A 13,683-nucleotide genomic window follows, 5' to 3' on the forward strand; every position below is an offset into this window, starting at 1 on the left:
ACAACAGGACACAGGACACAGGACACAGGACACAGGACACAGGACACAGGACACAGGACACAGGACACAGGACACAGGACACAGGACACCGGACGCTCTAGGCACTTGACGCGAGCACCTTCTGCGCGGCAAAACAGGCGCGCAGGTGGTCAGCGGCGGCCTCTGCAGGCCTTGATATCTGCTCTGACAGGATCATGCCCAGGGCATAGTTACCCAGTGCCGGCAAACCCTGTTGGGCACCGAGTGGCACGATGCCATTGACGCAGGCGGATACGGGAATGGGGGCAATGGCCAGGTCGGCAAGGATGGCCGCACGTTGCCCTGAGATGTGGGCGCTCATCAAGGCGATGCGGTATTCGCGATTGCAATCGCTCAGGCTCTTCAGCCCGGCATTACGCCAGGAGCAACCTTCTTCCCATACGGAAATCGGCAGTGGATTCTGCTCGTGGGCAATGCCATGCCGCATCCCCGCCCAGGTCAGCGGCTCTTCGAACAGGATTTCCATGTCAGTCGCCGGTTTTACCTCCGGTGAACAGGTCACCATGGCAAGATCCAGCTCGCCACTGTGTACTTTCTGTCGCAATCTGGTGGAGCTGTCTATCACCACATCGACTGTAATGCCGCTGTGTGTATGCGCGAAGCGACACAGCAGATCAGGCAGGATGTGTTCGATCATGTCATCGGGAGCACCAAGCCGCACTACGCCGACCACGTCAGGCGAGATGAAAGTGGCCATCACTTCCCGGTTCAGCGCCAGCATGCGTTTGCCGTGCTGCACCAGCCTCTCGCCATCCGGCGTTGCCACGACAGAGCGGGAATCGCGCTTGAACAAGGGGCGCCCCAACAGGGTTTCGGCTTTCTTGACCTGCATGGAGACGGCGGAGGGTGTGCGGTAGACCACCTCCGCAGCCGCCGAGAAGTTGCCGGTTTCGGCTATGGCCACCAACGTTCTGAGGGTGTCCAGTTCCAGTAATGGCAGGGAGGCGGGAGCGGGTGAACTCATGGTAGTACCCTATCTGTCAGAAAACATGAAAGATACTATCAGAACTATTCGTTTGATGAATAGATGGGTTTGCCGCAAATTGTCATTCAAGGTCTGCAACCGCAGAACCCGACTGATCTGGAGGAGTCTCATGGCCACTATCTGTTCCGAGCAATTTGGTGATATCGCTGGTGTCCGCGTCAAGGTGCGCACCGACGGACGCACCGACGGACGCGCCAATCCCCGCGCCAACCTCCCGTCCGATGCAGGATCGCGGCAGACGTCAAGCTTGCAGAATGCCGTCCCGGTACCGAACTCTTCGCCGCCAGTGGTGCTGCGACGCCATCTCCAGCGATTTCGACGCTGGGTCGATCGCAAGCGTGATCAACGTGAAAGTCGCGATGCATTTGCCCACTTGCTCGCGCTCGATGACACTCTGTTACAGGATATTGGTGTGACTCGGGCAGACGTCGAGCGAGCCGCGAGGCTTCCTCTGACAGAAGATGCAGCACGGTCCCTCTACAACGCAACGCGTGGCGGTCACACGAGACGAGCATGATGTCTCAGGCTAACCCGGGCAGTATGGCAGTGCGGTTCCGTCTGCTACCGGGGGGAGATAGCCCGATATCGCAGAGCGCGCATTGCAGGATGGGCATTGCAGGGTGGGCATCATGACATCCACCGGGCAGGTCATTGATTAAAGCCTACAATGACCTGTCAGGGACATTGGAGCATCTTCTATGGCAACTCATCATGCATCACCGTTGGAGCTTGTCGATCTGGAAACCTGGGCGGATGATCTGAAGACGGAAAAGTCCAAGGCAATCGTGAAAGGCAGTGGTATCGAGTTGGCCCGTCTGGTCATTGAAGCAGGCGCAGACATGCATCAGTCAGGTTACTGCAGCGTGGAAGGCGAGGTCGTGATTCATTGTCTGGAAGGGGAGATCATCGTCAGAACGCCGGAAGGCTCACAGACTCTGCGGTCGGGACAACTGGTTTTTCTCGACCGCGAACGTGAGCATGCCCTGTCGGGAGTGCAACGATCCGTGGTTCTGCTGACCATCGAACTCTGCTGACGTGTGATCACAGGATCACACGCTCGATTGGTCGTTTTTCAGCATCAACGAGCAGGTACGCACAACAACTGTTCGTTGCGTGGGGCTTGCTGGCAAGTGCCCTCGAGAGTCCCGTTCGGTGTCTGAACCGAGCAGGAATCATCGACGGTCAGTGATGCGCAGGCATCGAATGCTTCCTGCGGTGGTGGTCCGCCGCGTCCAGGTCGTTGTTGCTCATTGTCGGATGGCCCGGACTGCGCAGTAACCATGGCGGGTGCGATGCTGGCTGCCATGACAAGACCCAGGCCTGCGCCGAGGCATCGCCTGGAGAATGCGAGTTTCATGCTATGAATTCCTTCCGATCGTTTTCGAAGGAAGGAGTATGGTCGCGAAAGATGCAAACAATGCGTAAATGCCAGGGGCGAATCGTCTGAATGTGGTGACGCAGGAACCGCTGGAATAAACGTGCTTCTGCCCCGCACTCGGTCGTGCACTGCCGATGAGCAGGATTGATGAGCTGGAAAGATGAGCTGAAGGGATGACAGGGCAGTCGTGCTGCTGCCCTGCCACAAGGGCAGGGCAGACACTGATCAACAAAAGGGATTCCTGTCATTACAGGGCATGCTGACCAACAAATGTGATGCTGGTCAATACAAGGCGTGCACATCAATACAGCGTGTACACGTCGTCACGAGGCATGCATACCATCACAAAGTATGCACGCCATCATAAGGCATGCAAGTCAATACAGAGGCTCTCATCAATACAAGGGTCGGCCACCCGAATCCTTGACGGTGGTCGCGCTCGGGTGCCAGGCAGTGATGTCCGCCAGCCAGGTGTCGGGCTTGGCATCCGAAGGCATGCGCCAGTCGCCGCGGGGAGAGAGTGCGACGTTGCCCACTTTGGGGCCATCGGCCGTGCAGGAACGCTTGAACTGGTGTGTGAAGAAGCGCTGAACGAAGACGGTCAGCCATTTCTTCAGGGTGTCATCATCGTACTGTGACTCGTTGAATGCAACGCGTGCCAGGTCCAGAATGCGTCCCGGGCGTGCGCCATGGCGAACCAGATGGTACAGAAAGAAGTCGTGCAATTCGTAAGGGCCGATCTTCTCCTCGGTGAGCTGCGAGATCTCGCCATTGGCACCGGCCGGCAACAGCTCCGGGGAAATCGGGGTGTCGAGAATGGCAAACAGGGTTTCGCGCAGGCTCTCGCTATCGCTCCAGTTGCTGGCTCGTTCGTTGGCAACCCAGCGGATCACGAACTGGATCAGTGTCTTGGGTACCCCGGCATTCACATCGTACATGGCAATATGGTCGCCGGCGTAGGTGGACCAACCGAGTGCCTTTTCGGACAGATCGCCAGTGCCGACAACCAGGCCGCCTTGCTGATTGGCCAGTGTCATCAACAACAAGGTGCGCAGGCGAGCCTGGACATTCTCCAGCGTGACATCACCCATCTCCGGATGGCTGCGCAGTTTGTCGATCAGTTGCTCGACATTGTCGACCCCATCAGATGCCGGGTGACCGATGGCCTCCAGTACCGTGCGGCTTGCATCCGAGATGCTCACCTGGCTGAAGCTGGCGCCCAGGGCGTGGGCCAGCGCTTCAGCGTTGTCGCGTGTACCGTCACTGGTGCCGAAGCCGGGCAGGGTGATGCACCGAAGGTCGGTACGTGGTTGTCCGCGAAGGTCCAGGGCGGCGGCGGCAACCAGGGCAGCGTGAGTGGAGTCCAGGCCGCCGGAGACGCCCAGTACCAGTTTCGGCTTGCCGATGGCAGCCATGCGCGTGGCCAGGGCATTGCTCTGGATCTCGAACATTTCCCAGCAGCGGTTGGCCAGAGTGGCTGGATCGCGAGGCAGGAAAGGTGTCCGGGTGACCTGGCGAACCATGCCGGCGACTTCTTCGGCTTCGAATCTGATGGTGCGCACCGGCATCTGGTTCTCGCGAGCGCAGTCACCGAAGGTGGTGGTGGAGCGGCGTTCGTAGGCCAGCAACTCCAGATCGATATCCTGCACGATCAGCTGTCCCGTGCGCTGAAAGCGATGCGATTCGGCCAGCATGTTGCCGTTTTCACAGATGAAGGCATCGGCGTCGAAGGCAACATCGGTGGATGATTCACCGGGTCCGGCGGCGACGTAGACGTAGGCGCACTTGCCGCGATCGGATGCCGAACGCGCCAGCAGGCGCCGAAGCTCGGCCTTGCCGATGGTGAAGTTGGAGGCCGACAGATTGCAGATGATGGTGGCGCCAGCGGATACCTGATAGCTGCTGGGAGCGTTCTGTACCCAGAGGTCTTCGCAGATTTCCACGCCCACGCTCAGATCGGGCAGGGAGCCCTTGAACAGCAGATCGAGCCCTAAGGGAGCCTTGTACTTGCCAATGGTGATCGTGGCGCCTTCCGGCAGATCGAAGCCGGGCCGAAACCAGCGGGCTTCCTCGAACTCGCGGTAATTTGGCAGATAGGCCTTGGGCACCACGCCGAGCAGGGTACCGTTATGAATCAGGGCGGCGCAGTTGTACAGTCCGTGATTGAAACGCAGGGGGATGCCGACGATGGCAACGGGCTTGAGTGAACTGCCCGATTCGATGAGTTGCGCCAGCGACTGTTCGCAGGCATCGAGCAGGGCCGTGTTCATGCACAGGTCGCGAATGCTGTAGCCGCTCAGTCCCAACTCCGGGAACACGACGACATTGGCACAGGCCAGATCGGCCTCGCGCCACAGCGCCAGTGTCCGTTCACGGTTTGCATTGATGTCAGCGACCGCGGCAGCGGGCACGGCGGCGGCAATTCGGGCATATCCTTTCATAGGCTGAGTATACGGTGGATTGATGAAGATCAACGTGCCATGGCAATGCTTCGATTATGGTAGCGGCTGAGCAGTTGTGCATAGTTGAATGCAGAACCATGGAGTTGTCATGACAAATAGTGTAGACAAGGGGCCCGGGCAGATTGCCAGTGAGCCCGCGAGTGTGGCTGAAGAATTGCCACCTCCCATGCCTGCCATCCATCAGCTGAGCGCCGATGCGCCGCTGGAATGGCTGAAGCGTGGGTGGGCCGATCTGGTCGCTACCCGGTTCCTGGGGTGTTTCTACGGACTGGTGTTCGTTCTGATGGGATATGCCATCGTCTGGGTCTACGCTACCAAATGGCAGCTGACCATGGGGCTCATCGGGGGATTTTTCCTGATGGGGCCGTTTCTGTGTACAGGACTTTACGACTTGTCGCGACAGCGGGAACAGAACGGTACGGCCAGTCTGTGGCAATCGCTGACGTGCTGGACACGCAACTTGAGCAGTCTGGCATTTTTCGCCATTATTCTGACGTTCGCCATGATTGTCTGGGCTCGTGTGTCGCTGATCCTGTTCGCACTGTCGTCCACCACGAGTTTTCCCACCGTGCAGGGAGTGCTCGGTCAGATCTTCTCGTTGAACAATCCCCAGTTCCTGTTGTTGTGGGGTGGTGTCGGGTTCATCTTCGCGTCCATTGTCTTCGCCATTGGCGTGGTCGCCGCGCCGATGATGCTGGATCGCAAGAGCGATACCCTGATGGCCATCTTCAGCAGCGTGCGCAGCGTCATCGCCAACCCGAGGACGCTATACGTCTGGGCCCTGCTCGTCGTTGTCATCATCGGCTTGAGTCTGGCAGCCGGTTTTCTGCCTTTGCTGATCACGGCGCCGCTCGTCGGGCATGCCACCTGGCATGCGTACCGCGATCTTGTTGCCGGGGAGGGCGTCAGCTGAATGTTCGGATTCACAGAGCAGCAGATTTCCACCTTCGGGATGACCTTCGGTATCGGGGGCTTCATGCTCTACATGCTGTTCATCGTCTGGAAGCTGGCGCGTGACTCCCGAGCTGGCAAGGTGGGCACCATCGTGCTGTTCTTCGTATTGGGATTCGGCATGCTGGGGTTCGTTGCGAAGAGCATCATCCAGCGGGTGCTGGATATCTGACTGGCAACAGACACGGCTGCAATGGACGTCAGCCAGGTCTGCCATCGAGCGTAGCGCGTCGGGCGTGACCGGCGCGAGGTAATCTACATGGTGTTTTCCGATCTATCGCTGCTGGCGGTTTTCCTGACCGGACTGCTCGGTGGCGTGCATTGCGCCGGCATGTGTGGCGGTATCGTCGGTGCGCTGGGCATGATGCAGCAGAAGCCTCTGGGGCGATCTCCGGGCATTCCGGTGAAGGTTGTCAGCGTGGGCGCAGGCAGTGGTGTGCCAACCGAGGGTCTGGCCTCCGCCAGCCTGGCTGCTTCCCATGGAGGGAGCGCCATTCAGGCGGTAGCCGCCTACAACCTGGGACGAATCATGACCTACACCACGCTGGGAGCGCTGGCAGGCGGCATCGGTTCGGTTGCCTGGCTCATGCAGTCCATGCTGCCCATACAACAGACAGCCTATCTGTTCAGTAGTGTACTGGTGATTCTGATGGGGCTGTATGTATCGGGAGTCAAGCGAATCGGCATGGCGGTGGAATCTCTGGGCAGCCATGTCTGGCAGCACATCCGGCCGGCTGCCACCTCGCGCCTGCGTGGAGCGGGCTTCCTCAATTCCGTCATGGCCGGGTCTCTGTGGGGAATGGTGCCCTGTGGCATGGTCTACGCCGTTCTCAGCGCTGCGCTGGTGGCGGGTAGTTGGCAACGCGGCGCGCTACTGATGCTGGTGTTTGGCCTCGGTACCCTGCCGAATCTCATGTTGCTGGGGCTCTCGGGGCAATGGCTGGCAAGGGCCAGTCGTCGTCGATGGGTGAGAGTGCTGGCCGGCAGCCTGATCATCGTGCTGGGTGTCATGGGGCTGCTTCACTTGAGCATGATGCACGGCGCCGGTCATGGTGCCTGATGATTGCCTTGCGCGAGATTAGTTGAATGAGATGCTATCACTGCACCGAGCAGGTGCTCGAGCCCGAACGCTGGCAGGTCGACTTCGATGATGCGAGCCACGATGTCTGCTGTGCCGGTTGCCAGGCGGTGATGCAGGCCATCGTGGATGCCGACCTCGGAGACTACTATCGGTTTCGCAGCGAACCTGCCCTGTTCGGCGTCATACCCGATGATCTGTCCGCTCGTCTGGACGAGTTGTCCGTGTTTGACGAACCCGAGATCAGCGAGCGCTACCTGCAACCTGTCGATGCGGTCGATGAGACACAGGTTGGCGGAGCGCCTGACCTGGTCGACCTGAACCTGTCTGTGGAAGGTCTTCGCTGTGGTGCCTGTGTCTGGGTACTGGAGCGCGCCGTTGGTGGCCTGCCTGGTGTCAGTCGTGCCAGTGTCAATTTCTCCAGTGCTCGGGCCACGGTGCGCTTCGATGCCAAGAAACTGAAGCTGTCGGATATTCTGCTGCGACTGGCGCAGATGGGTTATCAGGGCGTGCCATTCGATGCACGCGAACGAGAGTTGGCCCTGAAACGCGAATCGCGTGTGTTTCTGCAGCGACTCTTCGTCGCCGGTATTGCCACCATGCAGGTCATGATGTATGCCTTACCCGCCTATCTCAGTGGCGATGGCGATATCGATCCGGCTCATGAGCAACTGTTGCGCTGGGCGAGTCTGGTGCTGACCACACCGGTAATGCTCTATAGCGCCACCCCTTTTCTGAAGGGGGCCTGGCGCGATCTGTTGCGCCGTCAACCGGGCATGGATGTACCGGTGACCATCGGCATCGTGGCCGCCTTTCTGGCCAGTGTCTGGGCTACCGTGACAGGCAGAGGCGAGATCTATTTCGACTCGGTGGCCATGTTCGTGTTCCTGCTGCTCGGAGCGCGCTATCTGGAATGGGCAGCGCGGCGACGTGCCATGCGAGCGGTAGATGATATCAGCCTGGCAGCGCCTGAGACCGCCCAGCGATATGTCGGGGAAGCGCTGGAAGTGGTGCCGGCGCTGCGGCTGGAAGTGGATGACCTGATTCTGGTCGACAATGGCGAGCGGGTGCCGGTGGATGCAGTGGTGCATGCGGGGCAGAGCTCGGTCAACAATGCGCTGGTAACCGGTGAATCGGTACCCATCGTGGTCGGGCCGGGAGACGTGGTTCCGGGTGGCGCCTTGCTGACCGGAGTGCCGATCAGCTTCAGGGTGTTGCGACGCCAGGCAGCCAGTACCCTGTCCGTCATCGATCGGCTTATCGATCGCGGGGCCAGTGAAAAGCCGCCAACGGTCACACTCACGGACCGCATCGCCACGATCTTCATCAGTGTGCTGTTGTTGTTTGCAACCCTGGTCTGGCTGATATGGATGCAACTGGATGCGTCACGGGCGGCCACCACTGCCATTGCGGTGCTGGTGGTGTCCTGTCCCTGCGCCCTGTCGCTGGCCACGCCCGCAGCGATGGCTGCGGCCACGGGTGATCTGTTACGGCGGCGTTTGCTGATTACCCGTGGGCATGCGATTGAAGCACTGTCGCAGGTCAGCGACGTGGTATTTGACAAGACTGGCACTCTGACCACGGGCAAGCCGGTTGTCAGTGACGTTCAGGTGGCTGATGGCGAGGCGCGACTGCGGGTGCTGCAACTGGCTGCTGCTCTGGAGCAGGGCTCCACGCATCCGCATGCTCATGCCTTGCGACAGGCACGGCTGGAAGCGCAGGGAAAATGGCTGGAGCAACCGGAGCAACAAGAACAATTGGATGCCCTGACCGAGTTGCAGCGGTGCGGTCTGGTGGCTACTCGCCTGTTGCACAGCGCGGGTCATGGTGTGGCGGCCGTGCTGGAAACTGATGACGCAACCCGCATGGGACTGTACCTGGGGTCGGCCAGATGGTGTGGCCTGTCCCCGCACGATATGCAGCAGTGGCAGGGGCAGGATGGTACAGAGGCGCAGGCTGCCAGCGAGGTGTACCTGGTTCTGCGACCCGTCGAAGACGGTGAGCATCCTGTTGAAGACAGCGCTACGGAGCTGGTGAGCGTTGCGGAACAGCTTGCAGAGAAGGCTACGGAGAGTGCTTCGAAGTGCGCTCGGGATAACGGCGCGGAAAAAACCACGGAGAAAACCACGGCGAATGACACGGGTAACGCTACAAGTAACGCCACAGGTAACGACACGGAGAAAGCCACTGAGAACGTGGCAGAGATCCGCATTTTGGCGCGCTTTCTGATCACGGACGCGCTGCGCATCGAAGCGCCGGCTCTGGTGACACGGTTGCAGCAGAAGGGCTTGACGGTGCATCTGTTATCGGGTGATCGATTGCCTGCGGTACGCCAGGCGGCAAGAACACTGGGTATCGAACGGTATTCTGCAGGCATGACGCCCGCAGACAAGCAAGCGGCCGTCGCCGACTTGCAGGCGACGGGTGCAACCGTGTTGATGGTCGGTGATGGCATCAACGATGCGCCGGTGCTGGCCAGCGCCGATGTCTCGCTGGCCGCCGGTGATGCGACAGCGTTGGCGCGTACGGCCGCCGATGTAATCTCCCTGTTGCCGGGCCTGGAGGGGCTCGAGGAATTGTTGGACAAATCCGTGCAGACCTTGCGTATCGTGCGTCAGAACCTGTGGTGGGCGGCACTGTACAATCTGACGGCCATCCCCTTGGCAGCGCTGGGGCTGGTGCCGCCCTGGGCTGCTGCCATCGGCATGGCCGGTAGCTCACTGCTGGTGGTGGCCAATGCCCAGCGGCTCTGGACTCGTGGCAGAACGCTGTCTGCGGATACCAATCCTTCACCGAGAATCCGCCTGTGGAATCGCTATTCCTGCTGATACCTTTATCCATCCTAGCAGTCGGCGTGGCGGTTGCCGTGTTTTTCTGGATGAATCACGACGGCCAGTTCGATGATGACCAGGGGCCGGCCTGGAGCATACTGCTGGACGATGATCGGCCGGATGCCGAAACATCGACCGAGGACACAGTGGCAAATGCCAAGGACGCAGATTCAGCGACGGCCAGCGATGACAGGGACACGCTTGCACAGGCTGAAGAATCGCCGAATACAGGCAACGGCTCAGCGCTGTGAGTCATCGATCGACGCAGGTCGTGTCACACTGACGCAGCCGAGAGTCAGCTTGGCAGACGCAGGTCACAGGTGTTGTGACGGAAATCCGGCACCTGCCGAGCGCGAGTGGACACTGTCGTTGATGTAGATCAAGTGCTCGTGACAGGCAGCCACGTACCATCATGTCGTTGGCATTTGCCATGCCTCCCGATTTTCACTCTGACACGGCAATCGTGCTGACAGGCATCTGCCCGAACCAGCACAGGGTCAGGATGAGAACAGGGGATCGAATTCACGCTGAGGGTTGCGATTAGATGAGTACTACCATGAACGAGGCGGCGGCACTGGTCGACTCTGAGCGGGAGGACTTGCAGGTAGAAAGCAAGGACACCTACAACTATAAAGTGGTGCGCCAGTTTGCGGTCATGACCGTGGTCTGGGGTGTTGTCGGCATGCTGGTTGGCGTCATCATCGCCGCGCAATTGACCTGGCCGGAGCTCAATGGCGGCGTGCCATGGATCAGTTTCGGACGCTTGCGGCCACTGCATACCAATGCGGTCATCTTCGCCTTTGGCGGCAGCGCCCTGTTTGCCACGGGTTACTATGTGGTACAGCGCACCTGCCAGGCACGACTCTGGGGGGGCTGGCTGGTTCCGTTCACGTTCTGGGGTTGGCAGGCAGTCATCGTTCTGGCAGCAATCACCTTGCCACTGGGAATCACCCAGTCGAAGGAATACGCGGAGCTCGAATGGCCCATCGATGTCCTGATCGCGCTGGTCTGGGTCGCATTCGCCCTGGTGTTCTTTGGCACCATCGTCAAGCGCAAGACCCCGCATATCTATGTCGCCAACTGGTTCTATGGCGGCTACATTCTTGCGGTTGCGGTTCTGCACATCGTCAACAGTGCCGCGGTACCTGTCACCATGGGCAAGTCCTACTCCGCTTATGCCGGTGTGCAGGATGCCATGGTGCAGTGGTGGTACGGCCATAACGCTGTAGGCTTCTTCCTGACAGCGGGCTTTCTGGGAATGATGTACTACTTCATCCCGAAGCAGGCGGGACGTCCGATCTACTCCTATCGCTTGTCCATCGTGCATTTCTGGGCATTGATCTTCACCTATATGTGGGCCGGTCCGCATCACTTGCATTACACCGCGCTGCCTGACTGGACACAATCGGTTGGCATGGTGTTTTCGCTGATTCTGCTGGCGCCCAGCTGGGGTGGCATGATCAACGGCATCATGACGCTCTCGGGTGCCTGGCACAAACTGCGTACCGATCCGATCCTGAAATTCCTGATCGTTTCCCTGTCGTTCTACGGCATGTCGACCTTCGAAGGTCCGATGATGGCGATCAAGACAGTCAATGCGCTGTCTCACTATACGGACTGGACCATCGGGCACGTGCATTCCGGTGCGCTGGGTTGGGTTGGCATGATCACCATGGGCTCCATCTACTACCTGATTCCGCGTCTGTTCGGTCGAACCCGCATGTACAGCGTCAGGCTCATCGAGATCCACTTCTGGATTGCAACCCTGGGTATCGTTCTGTATATCGCCGCCATGTGGATCGCCGGTGTCATGCAGGGGCTGATGTGGCGTGCCACCAACCCTGACGGAACGCTGGTCTATGCCTTCATCGAAGCGGTCAAGGCAACTCATCCGTACTTCATGATGCGTTTCTTCGGTGGTCTGCTGTACCTGAGCGGCATGTTGTTGATGCTCTACAACATGATCATGACCATTCGCCAGGGCAAGAACGCGGTTGCGGCAATTCCCGTTACTCAATCCGGACATGGACACGGTGCAGCCCCTGCGGCCGCCACCGTCGCCCAGTCCTGAACCCGGCAAAGACGAGACTGAAACATGAAAGTGACACACGAACTGGTCGAGAAGAACATCGGCCTGATGGTGATCCTGATCGTCCTGGTCATCTCCGTCGGTGGCCTGGTGGAGATCGTTCCATTGTTCTACCAGAAGTCCACCACCGAAGCGGTTGCCGGACTTGAACCCTACGATGCCATGCAACTGACGGGAAGGGATATCTATGTCAGAGAAGGTTGCTATAACTGCCACTCGCAGATGATTCGCCCGTTTCGCGCGGAAACCGAACGCTACGGACCTTATTCCGTCGCCGGCGAGTTTGTCTATGATCGACCGTTCCAGTGGGGTAGCAAGCGCACCGGACCGGACTTGCATCGAGTGGGTGGTCGCTATACCGACGAATGGCACAGGGTCCACATGAACAATCCACGTGATCTGGTGCCTGAATCCGTCATGCCTGCCTACCCATGGCTGGAGAAGACGGCACTCAAGCCCTCGGGTATCACGAAGAAGATGGAAGTGTTGCGCATGCTGGGACATCCCTACAGTCAGGAGCAGATCGATGCGGCGCCTGCAGAGCTGGAAGGCAAGAACGAGCTGGATGCCCTGATCGCCTATCTGCAGATATTGGGTACTGCGGGACGAGGAGTGCAGTAATGGGTATCACGGACATGAGAGTCATTGTCACTGTCGTCAGTTTCGTTGTCTTTCTGCTGATTGTGCTCTGGGCCTACAGCGGGCGTCAGAAGAAGCGATTCGACGAAGCGGCCAATCTGCCGTTCGCCGATGATGACATGCAGGAAAAGACGGTTGCCCAGTGGCAGGCTGCCAACGAGAACATGAATACCGATAAACCATCTGCCAGCCAGTCAGCGGGCAATACAGCATCAGATAAGGAGGCGTCGCATGGCTGATTTCCTGAGTGGCTTCTGGAGTCACTATGTAAGCATCATCACGATCGTTTCCATTGTTGCCTGTTTTCTGTTGGCCTTTCTGACGTCGCGGGCAAAACTGCCACCACCGGTAAACGGTGAGGTGGAAACGACCGGGCATGTCTGGGATGGTGATCTGGCAGAGCTGAACAATCCTTTGCCGCGCTGGTGGTTGTATCTGTTCTACATCACGTGCATCTTCTCGGCAGGCTATCTGATCCTGTATCCCGGTCTGGGCTCCTTCGATGGCGTGCTGAACTGGTCGGCTGCCGGTCAGTACGAGGAAGAAGTGGCAAGCATGGACGAGGTGACGGCGCCATTGTTTGCCGAGTATCTGGCTCAGGATATCCCTGCCGTGGCCGCCAATCCTGATGCGGTCGCCATGGGGGAGCGTCTGTTTCTGACCTACTGCAGCCAGTGTCATGGTTCGGATGCCAGGGGCAGTCGTTCCTTTCCCAACCTGGCCGACAACGACTGGTTGGGTGCGGGTACCCCGGAACACATCAAGAATACGGTGCTCAATGGTCGCAATGCCGTGATGCCGCCCATGATGGCCGCCATCGGCAATACACCCGAAGACGTCACTGCCATGGCCAATTACGTGCTGTCGCTGTCCGATAGCCGGCACGACGCGGCGCTGGCCGAGAAGGCCAAACCGAGGTTTGCCGTCTGTGGCGCCTGTCATGGCATGGACGGCAAGGGCAATCCGGCCGTGGGTGCCCCCAATCTGACGGATGATATCTGGCTGTATGGTGGTTCGCTGTCGTCTGTCGAGTACGCCATCAGCAATGGCTTCAACAACCGCATGCCGGCATTCGGAGAACTGCTGGGTGAAGGCAAGGCCCATGTGGTCGCAGCCTATATCTGGAGTCTGTCCAACTCGCCGGAGAAGACGGCATCAGCCAACTAGCCGCTTGCGGCTGACAGGATGACGGTGACCCGAGTGTCGCCGTCACACCTCAACTGACGGTCAC

Annotated in this window: 14 protein-coding genes; 11 read left to right on the top strand and 3 right to left on the bottom strand. The window is 59.2% G+C overall.

All coding sequences use genetic code 11. The features are described 5' to 3' along the window. Positions 1–97: 97 nt before the first annotated feature. Entirely contained in the window at positions 98–1,003 is a 906-nt protein-coding gene (locus tag ACUNV4_RS00290; RefSeq protein ID WP_430876480.1) for a LysR family transcriptional regulator, read from the bottom strand. Between the two features lie 130 nt (positions 1,004–1,133). Between ACUNV4_RS00290 and ACUNV4_RS00295 the strand changes: the two genes are divergently transcribed. Beyond that, on the top strand, positions 1,134–1,541 hold the full coding sequence (locus tag ACUNV4_RS00295) for a DUF1127 domain-containing protein (protein ID WP_430876481.1): 408 nt from the start codon (positions 1,134–1,136) through the stop codon (positions 1,539–1,541). A gap of 181 nt (positions 1,542–1,722) precedes the next feature. Then, positions 1,723–2,058 (top strand): hypothetical protein, encoded by a 336-nt coding sequence (locus ACUNV4_RS00300; protein ID WP_430876482.1) that lies wholly within the window; start codon positions 1,723–1,725, stop codon positions 2,056–2,058. A 44-nt stretch (positions 2,059–2,102) separates the two neighbouring features. Here ACUNV4_RS00300 and ACUNV4_RS00305 read toward each other — a convergent pair whose 3' ends face one another. Then, positions 2,103–2,381: a hypothetical protein gene (locus tag ACUNV4_RS00305; RefSeq protein WP_430876483.1), complete on the bottom strand. Its 279-nt coding sequence runs from the start codon at positions 2,379–2,381 to the stop codon at positions 2,103–2,105. 416 nt (positions 2,382–2,797) lie between these two features. After that, entirely contained in the window at positions 2,798–4,843 is a 2,046-nt protein-coding gene (locus ACUNV4_RS00310) for an NAD(+) synthase (protein ID WP_430876484.1), read from the bottom strand. A gap of 109 nt (positions 4,844–4,952) precedes the next feature. Here ACUNV4_RS00310 and ACUNV4_RS00315 point away from each other — a divergent pair, with 109 nt between their 5' ends. The 9 genes from ACUNV4_RS00315 (at position 4,953) to ccoP (ending at position 13,619) form a co-directional block, all read left to right on the top strand. Next, a complete protein-coding gene (locus tag ACUNV4_RS00315) occupies positions 4,953–5,777 on the top strand; it encodes a DUF2189 domain-containing protein (RefSeq protein ID WP_430876485.1) in 825 nt (274 codons plus the stop codon). After that, positions 5,778–5,987, top strand: coding sequence for a DUF2788 domain-containing protein (locus tag ACUNV4_RS00320; RefSeq protein ID WP_430876486.1), 210 nt, complete (start codon positions 5,778–5,780; stop codon positions 5,985–5,987). An 87-nt stretch (positions 5,988–6,074) separates the two neighbouring features. Further along, positions 6,075–6,875 (top strand): sulfite exporter TauE/SafE family protein, encoded by an 801-nt coding sequence (locus ACUNV4_RS00325; RefSeq protein ID WP_430876487.1) that lies wholly within the window; start codon positions 6,075–6,077, stop codon positions 6,873–6,875. Between the two features lie 26 nt (positions 6,876–6,901). After that, on the top strand, positions 6,902–9,721 hold the full coding sequence (locus ACUNV4_RS00330; protein WP_430876488.1) for a heavy metal translocating P-type ATPase: 2,820 nt from the start codon (positions 6,902–6,904) through the stop codon (positions 9,719–9,721). Then, entirely contained in the window at positions 9,700–9,975 is a 276-nt protein-coding gene (ccoS, locus tag ACUNV4_RS00335; RefSeq protein ID WP_430876489.1) for a cbb3-type cytochrome oxidase assembly protein CcoS, read from the top strand. The genes ACUNV4_RS00330 and ccoS overlap by 22 nt, the downstream gene beginning before the upstream one ends. A 305-nt stretch (positions 9,976–10,280) precedes the next feature. Then, positions 10,281–11,795: a cytochrome-c oxidase, cbb3-type subunit I gene (gene ccoN / locus ACUNV4_RS00340; protein WP_430877392.1), complete on the top strand. Its 1,515-nt coding sequence runs from the start codon at positions 10,281–10,283 to the stop codon at positions 11,793–11,795. Between the two features lie 30 nt (positions 11,796–11,825). After that, entirely contained in the window at positions 11,826–12,434 is a 609-nt protein-coding gene (ccoO, locus tag ACUNV4_RS00345) for a cytochrome-c oxidase, cbb3-type subunit II (RefSeq protein WP_430877393.1), read from the top strand. Beyond that, positions 12,434–12,691, top strand: a complete 258-nt coding sequence (locus ACUNV4_RS00350; RefSeq protein WP_430876490.1) for a cbb3-type cytochrome oxidase subunit 3 — start codon at positions 12,434–12,436, stop codon at positions 12,689–12,691. Before ccoO ends, ACUNV4_RS00350 begins: the two co-directional genes overlap by 1 nt. Beyond that, positions 12,684–13,619, top strand: a complete 936-nt coding sequence (gene ccoP, locus ACUNV4_RS00355) for a cytochrome-c oxidase, cbb3-type subunit III (protein WP_430876491.1) — start codon at positions 12,684–12,686, stop codon at positions 13,617–13,619. Before ACUNV4_RS00350 ends, ccoP begins: the two co-directional genes overlap by 8 nt. Positions 13,620–13,683: the final 64 nt, after the last annotated feature.

The sequence above is a fragment of the Granulosicoccus sp. 3-233 genome (assembly GCF_052681095.1).

Excerpts from the sequence above, each read along its gene's own strand:
- ACUNV4_RS00325 (WP_430876487.1), top strand. The coding sequence starts at position 6,075 with ATGGTGTTTTCCGATCTATCGCTGCTGGCGGTTTTCCTGACCGGACTG.
- ACUNV4_RS00330 (WP_430876488.1), top strand. The coding sequence starts at position 6,902 with ATGAGATGCTATCACTGCACCGAGCAGGTGCTCGAGCCCGAACGCTGG.
- ACUNV4_RS00320 (WP_430876486.1), top strand. The coding sequence starts at position 5,778 with ATGTTCGGATTCACAGAGCAGCAGATTTCCACCTTCGGGATGACCTTC.
- ACUNV4_RS00290 (WP_430876480.1), bottom strand. The coding sequence starts at position 1,003 with ATGAGTTCACCCGCTCCCGCCTCCCTGCCATTACTGGAACTGGACACC.
- ACUNV4_RS00315 (WP_430876485.1), top strand. The coding sequence starts at position 4,953 with ATGACAAATAGTGTAGACAAGGGGCCCGGGCAGATTGCCAGTGAGCCC.
- ccoN (WP_430877392.1), top strand. The coding sequence starts at position 10,281 with ATGAACGAGGCGGCGGCACTGGTCGACTCTGAGCGGGAGGACTTGCAG.
- ACUNV4_RS00350 (WP_430876490.1), top strand. The coding sequence starts at position 12,434 with ATGGGTATCACGGACATGAGAGTCATTGTCACTGTCGTCAGTTTCGTT.
- ACUNV4_RS00310 (WP_430876484.1), bottom strand. The coding sequence starts at position 4,843 with ATGAAAGGATATGCCCGAATTGCCGCCGCCGTGCCCGCTGCCGCGGTC.
- ACUNV4_RS00295 (WP_430876481.1), top strand. The coding sequence starts at position 1,134 with ATGGCCACTATCTGTTCCGAGCAATTTGGTGATATCGCTGGTGTCCGC.
- ACUNV4_RS00300 (WP_430876482.1), top strand. The coding sequence starts at position 1,723 with ATGGCAACTCATCATGCATCACCGTTGGAGCTTGTCGATCTGGAAACC.
- ACUNV4_RS00305 (WP_430876483.1), bottom strand. The coding sequence starts at position 2,381 with ATGAAACTCGCATTCTCCAGGCGATGCCTCGGCGCAGGCCTGGGTCTT.
- ccoP (WP_430876491.1), top strand. The coding sequence starts at position 12,684 with ATGGCTGATTTCCTGAGTGGCTTCTGGAGTCACTATGTAAGCATCATC.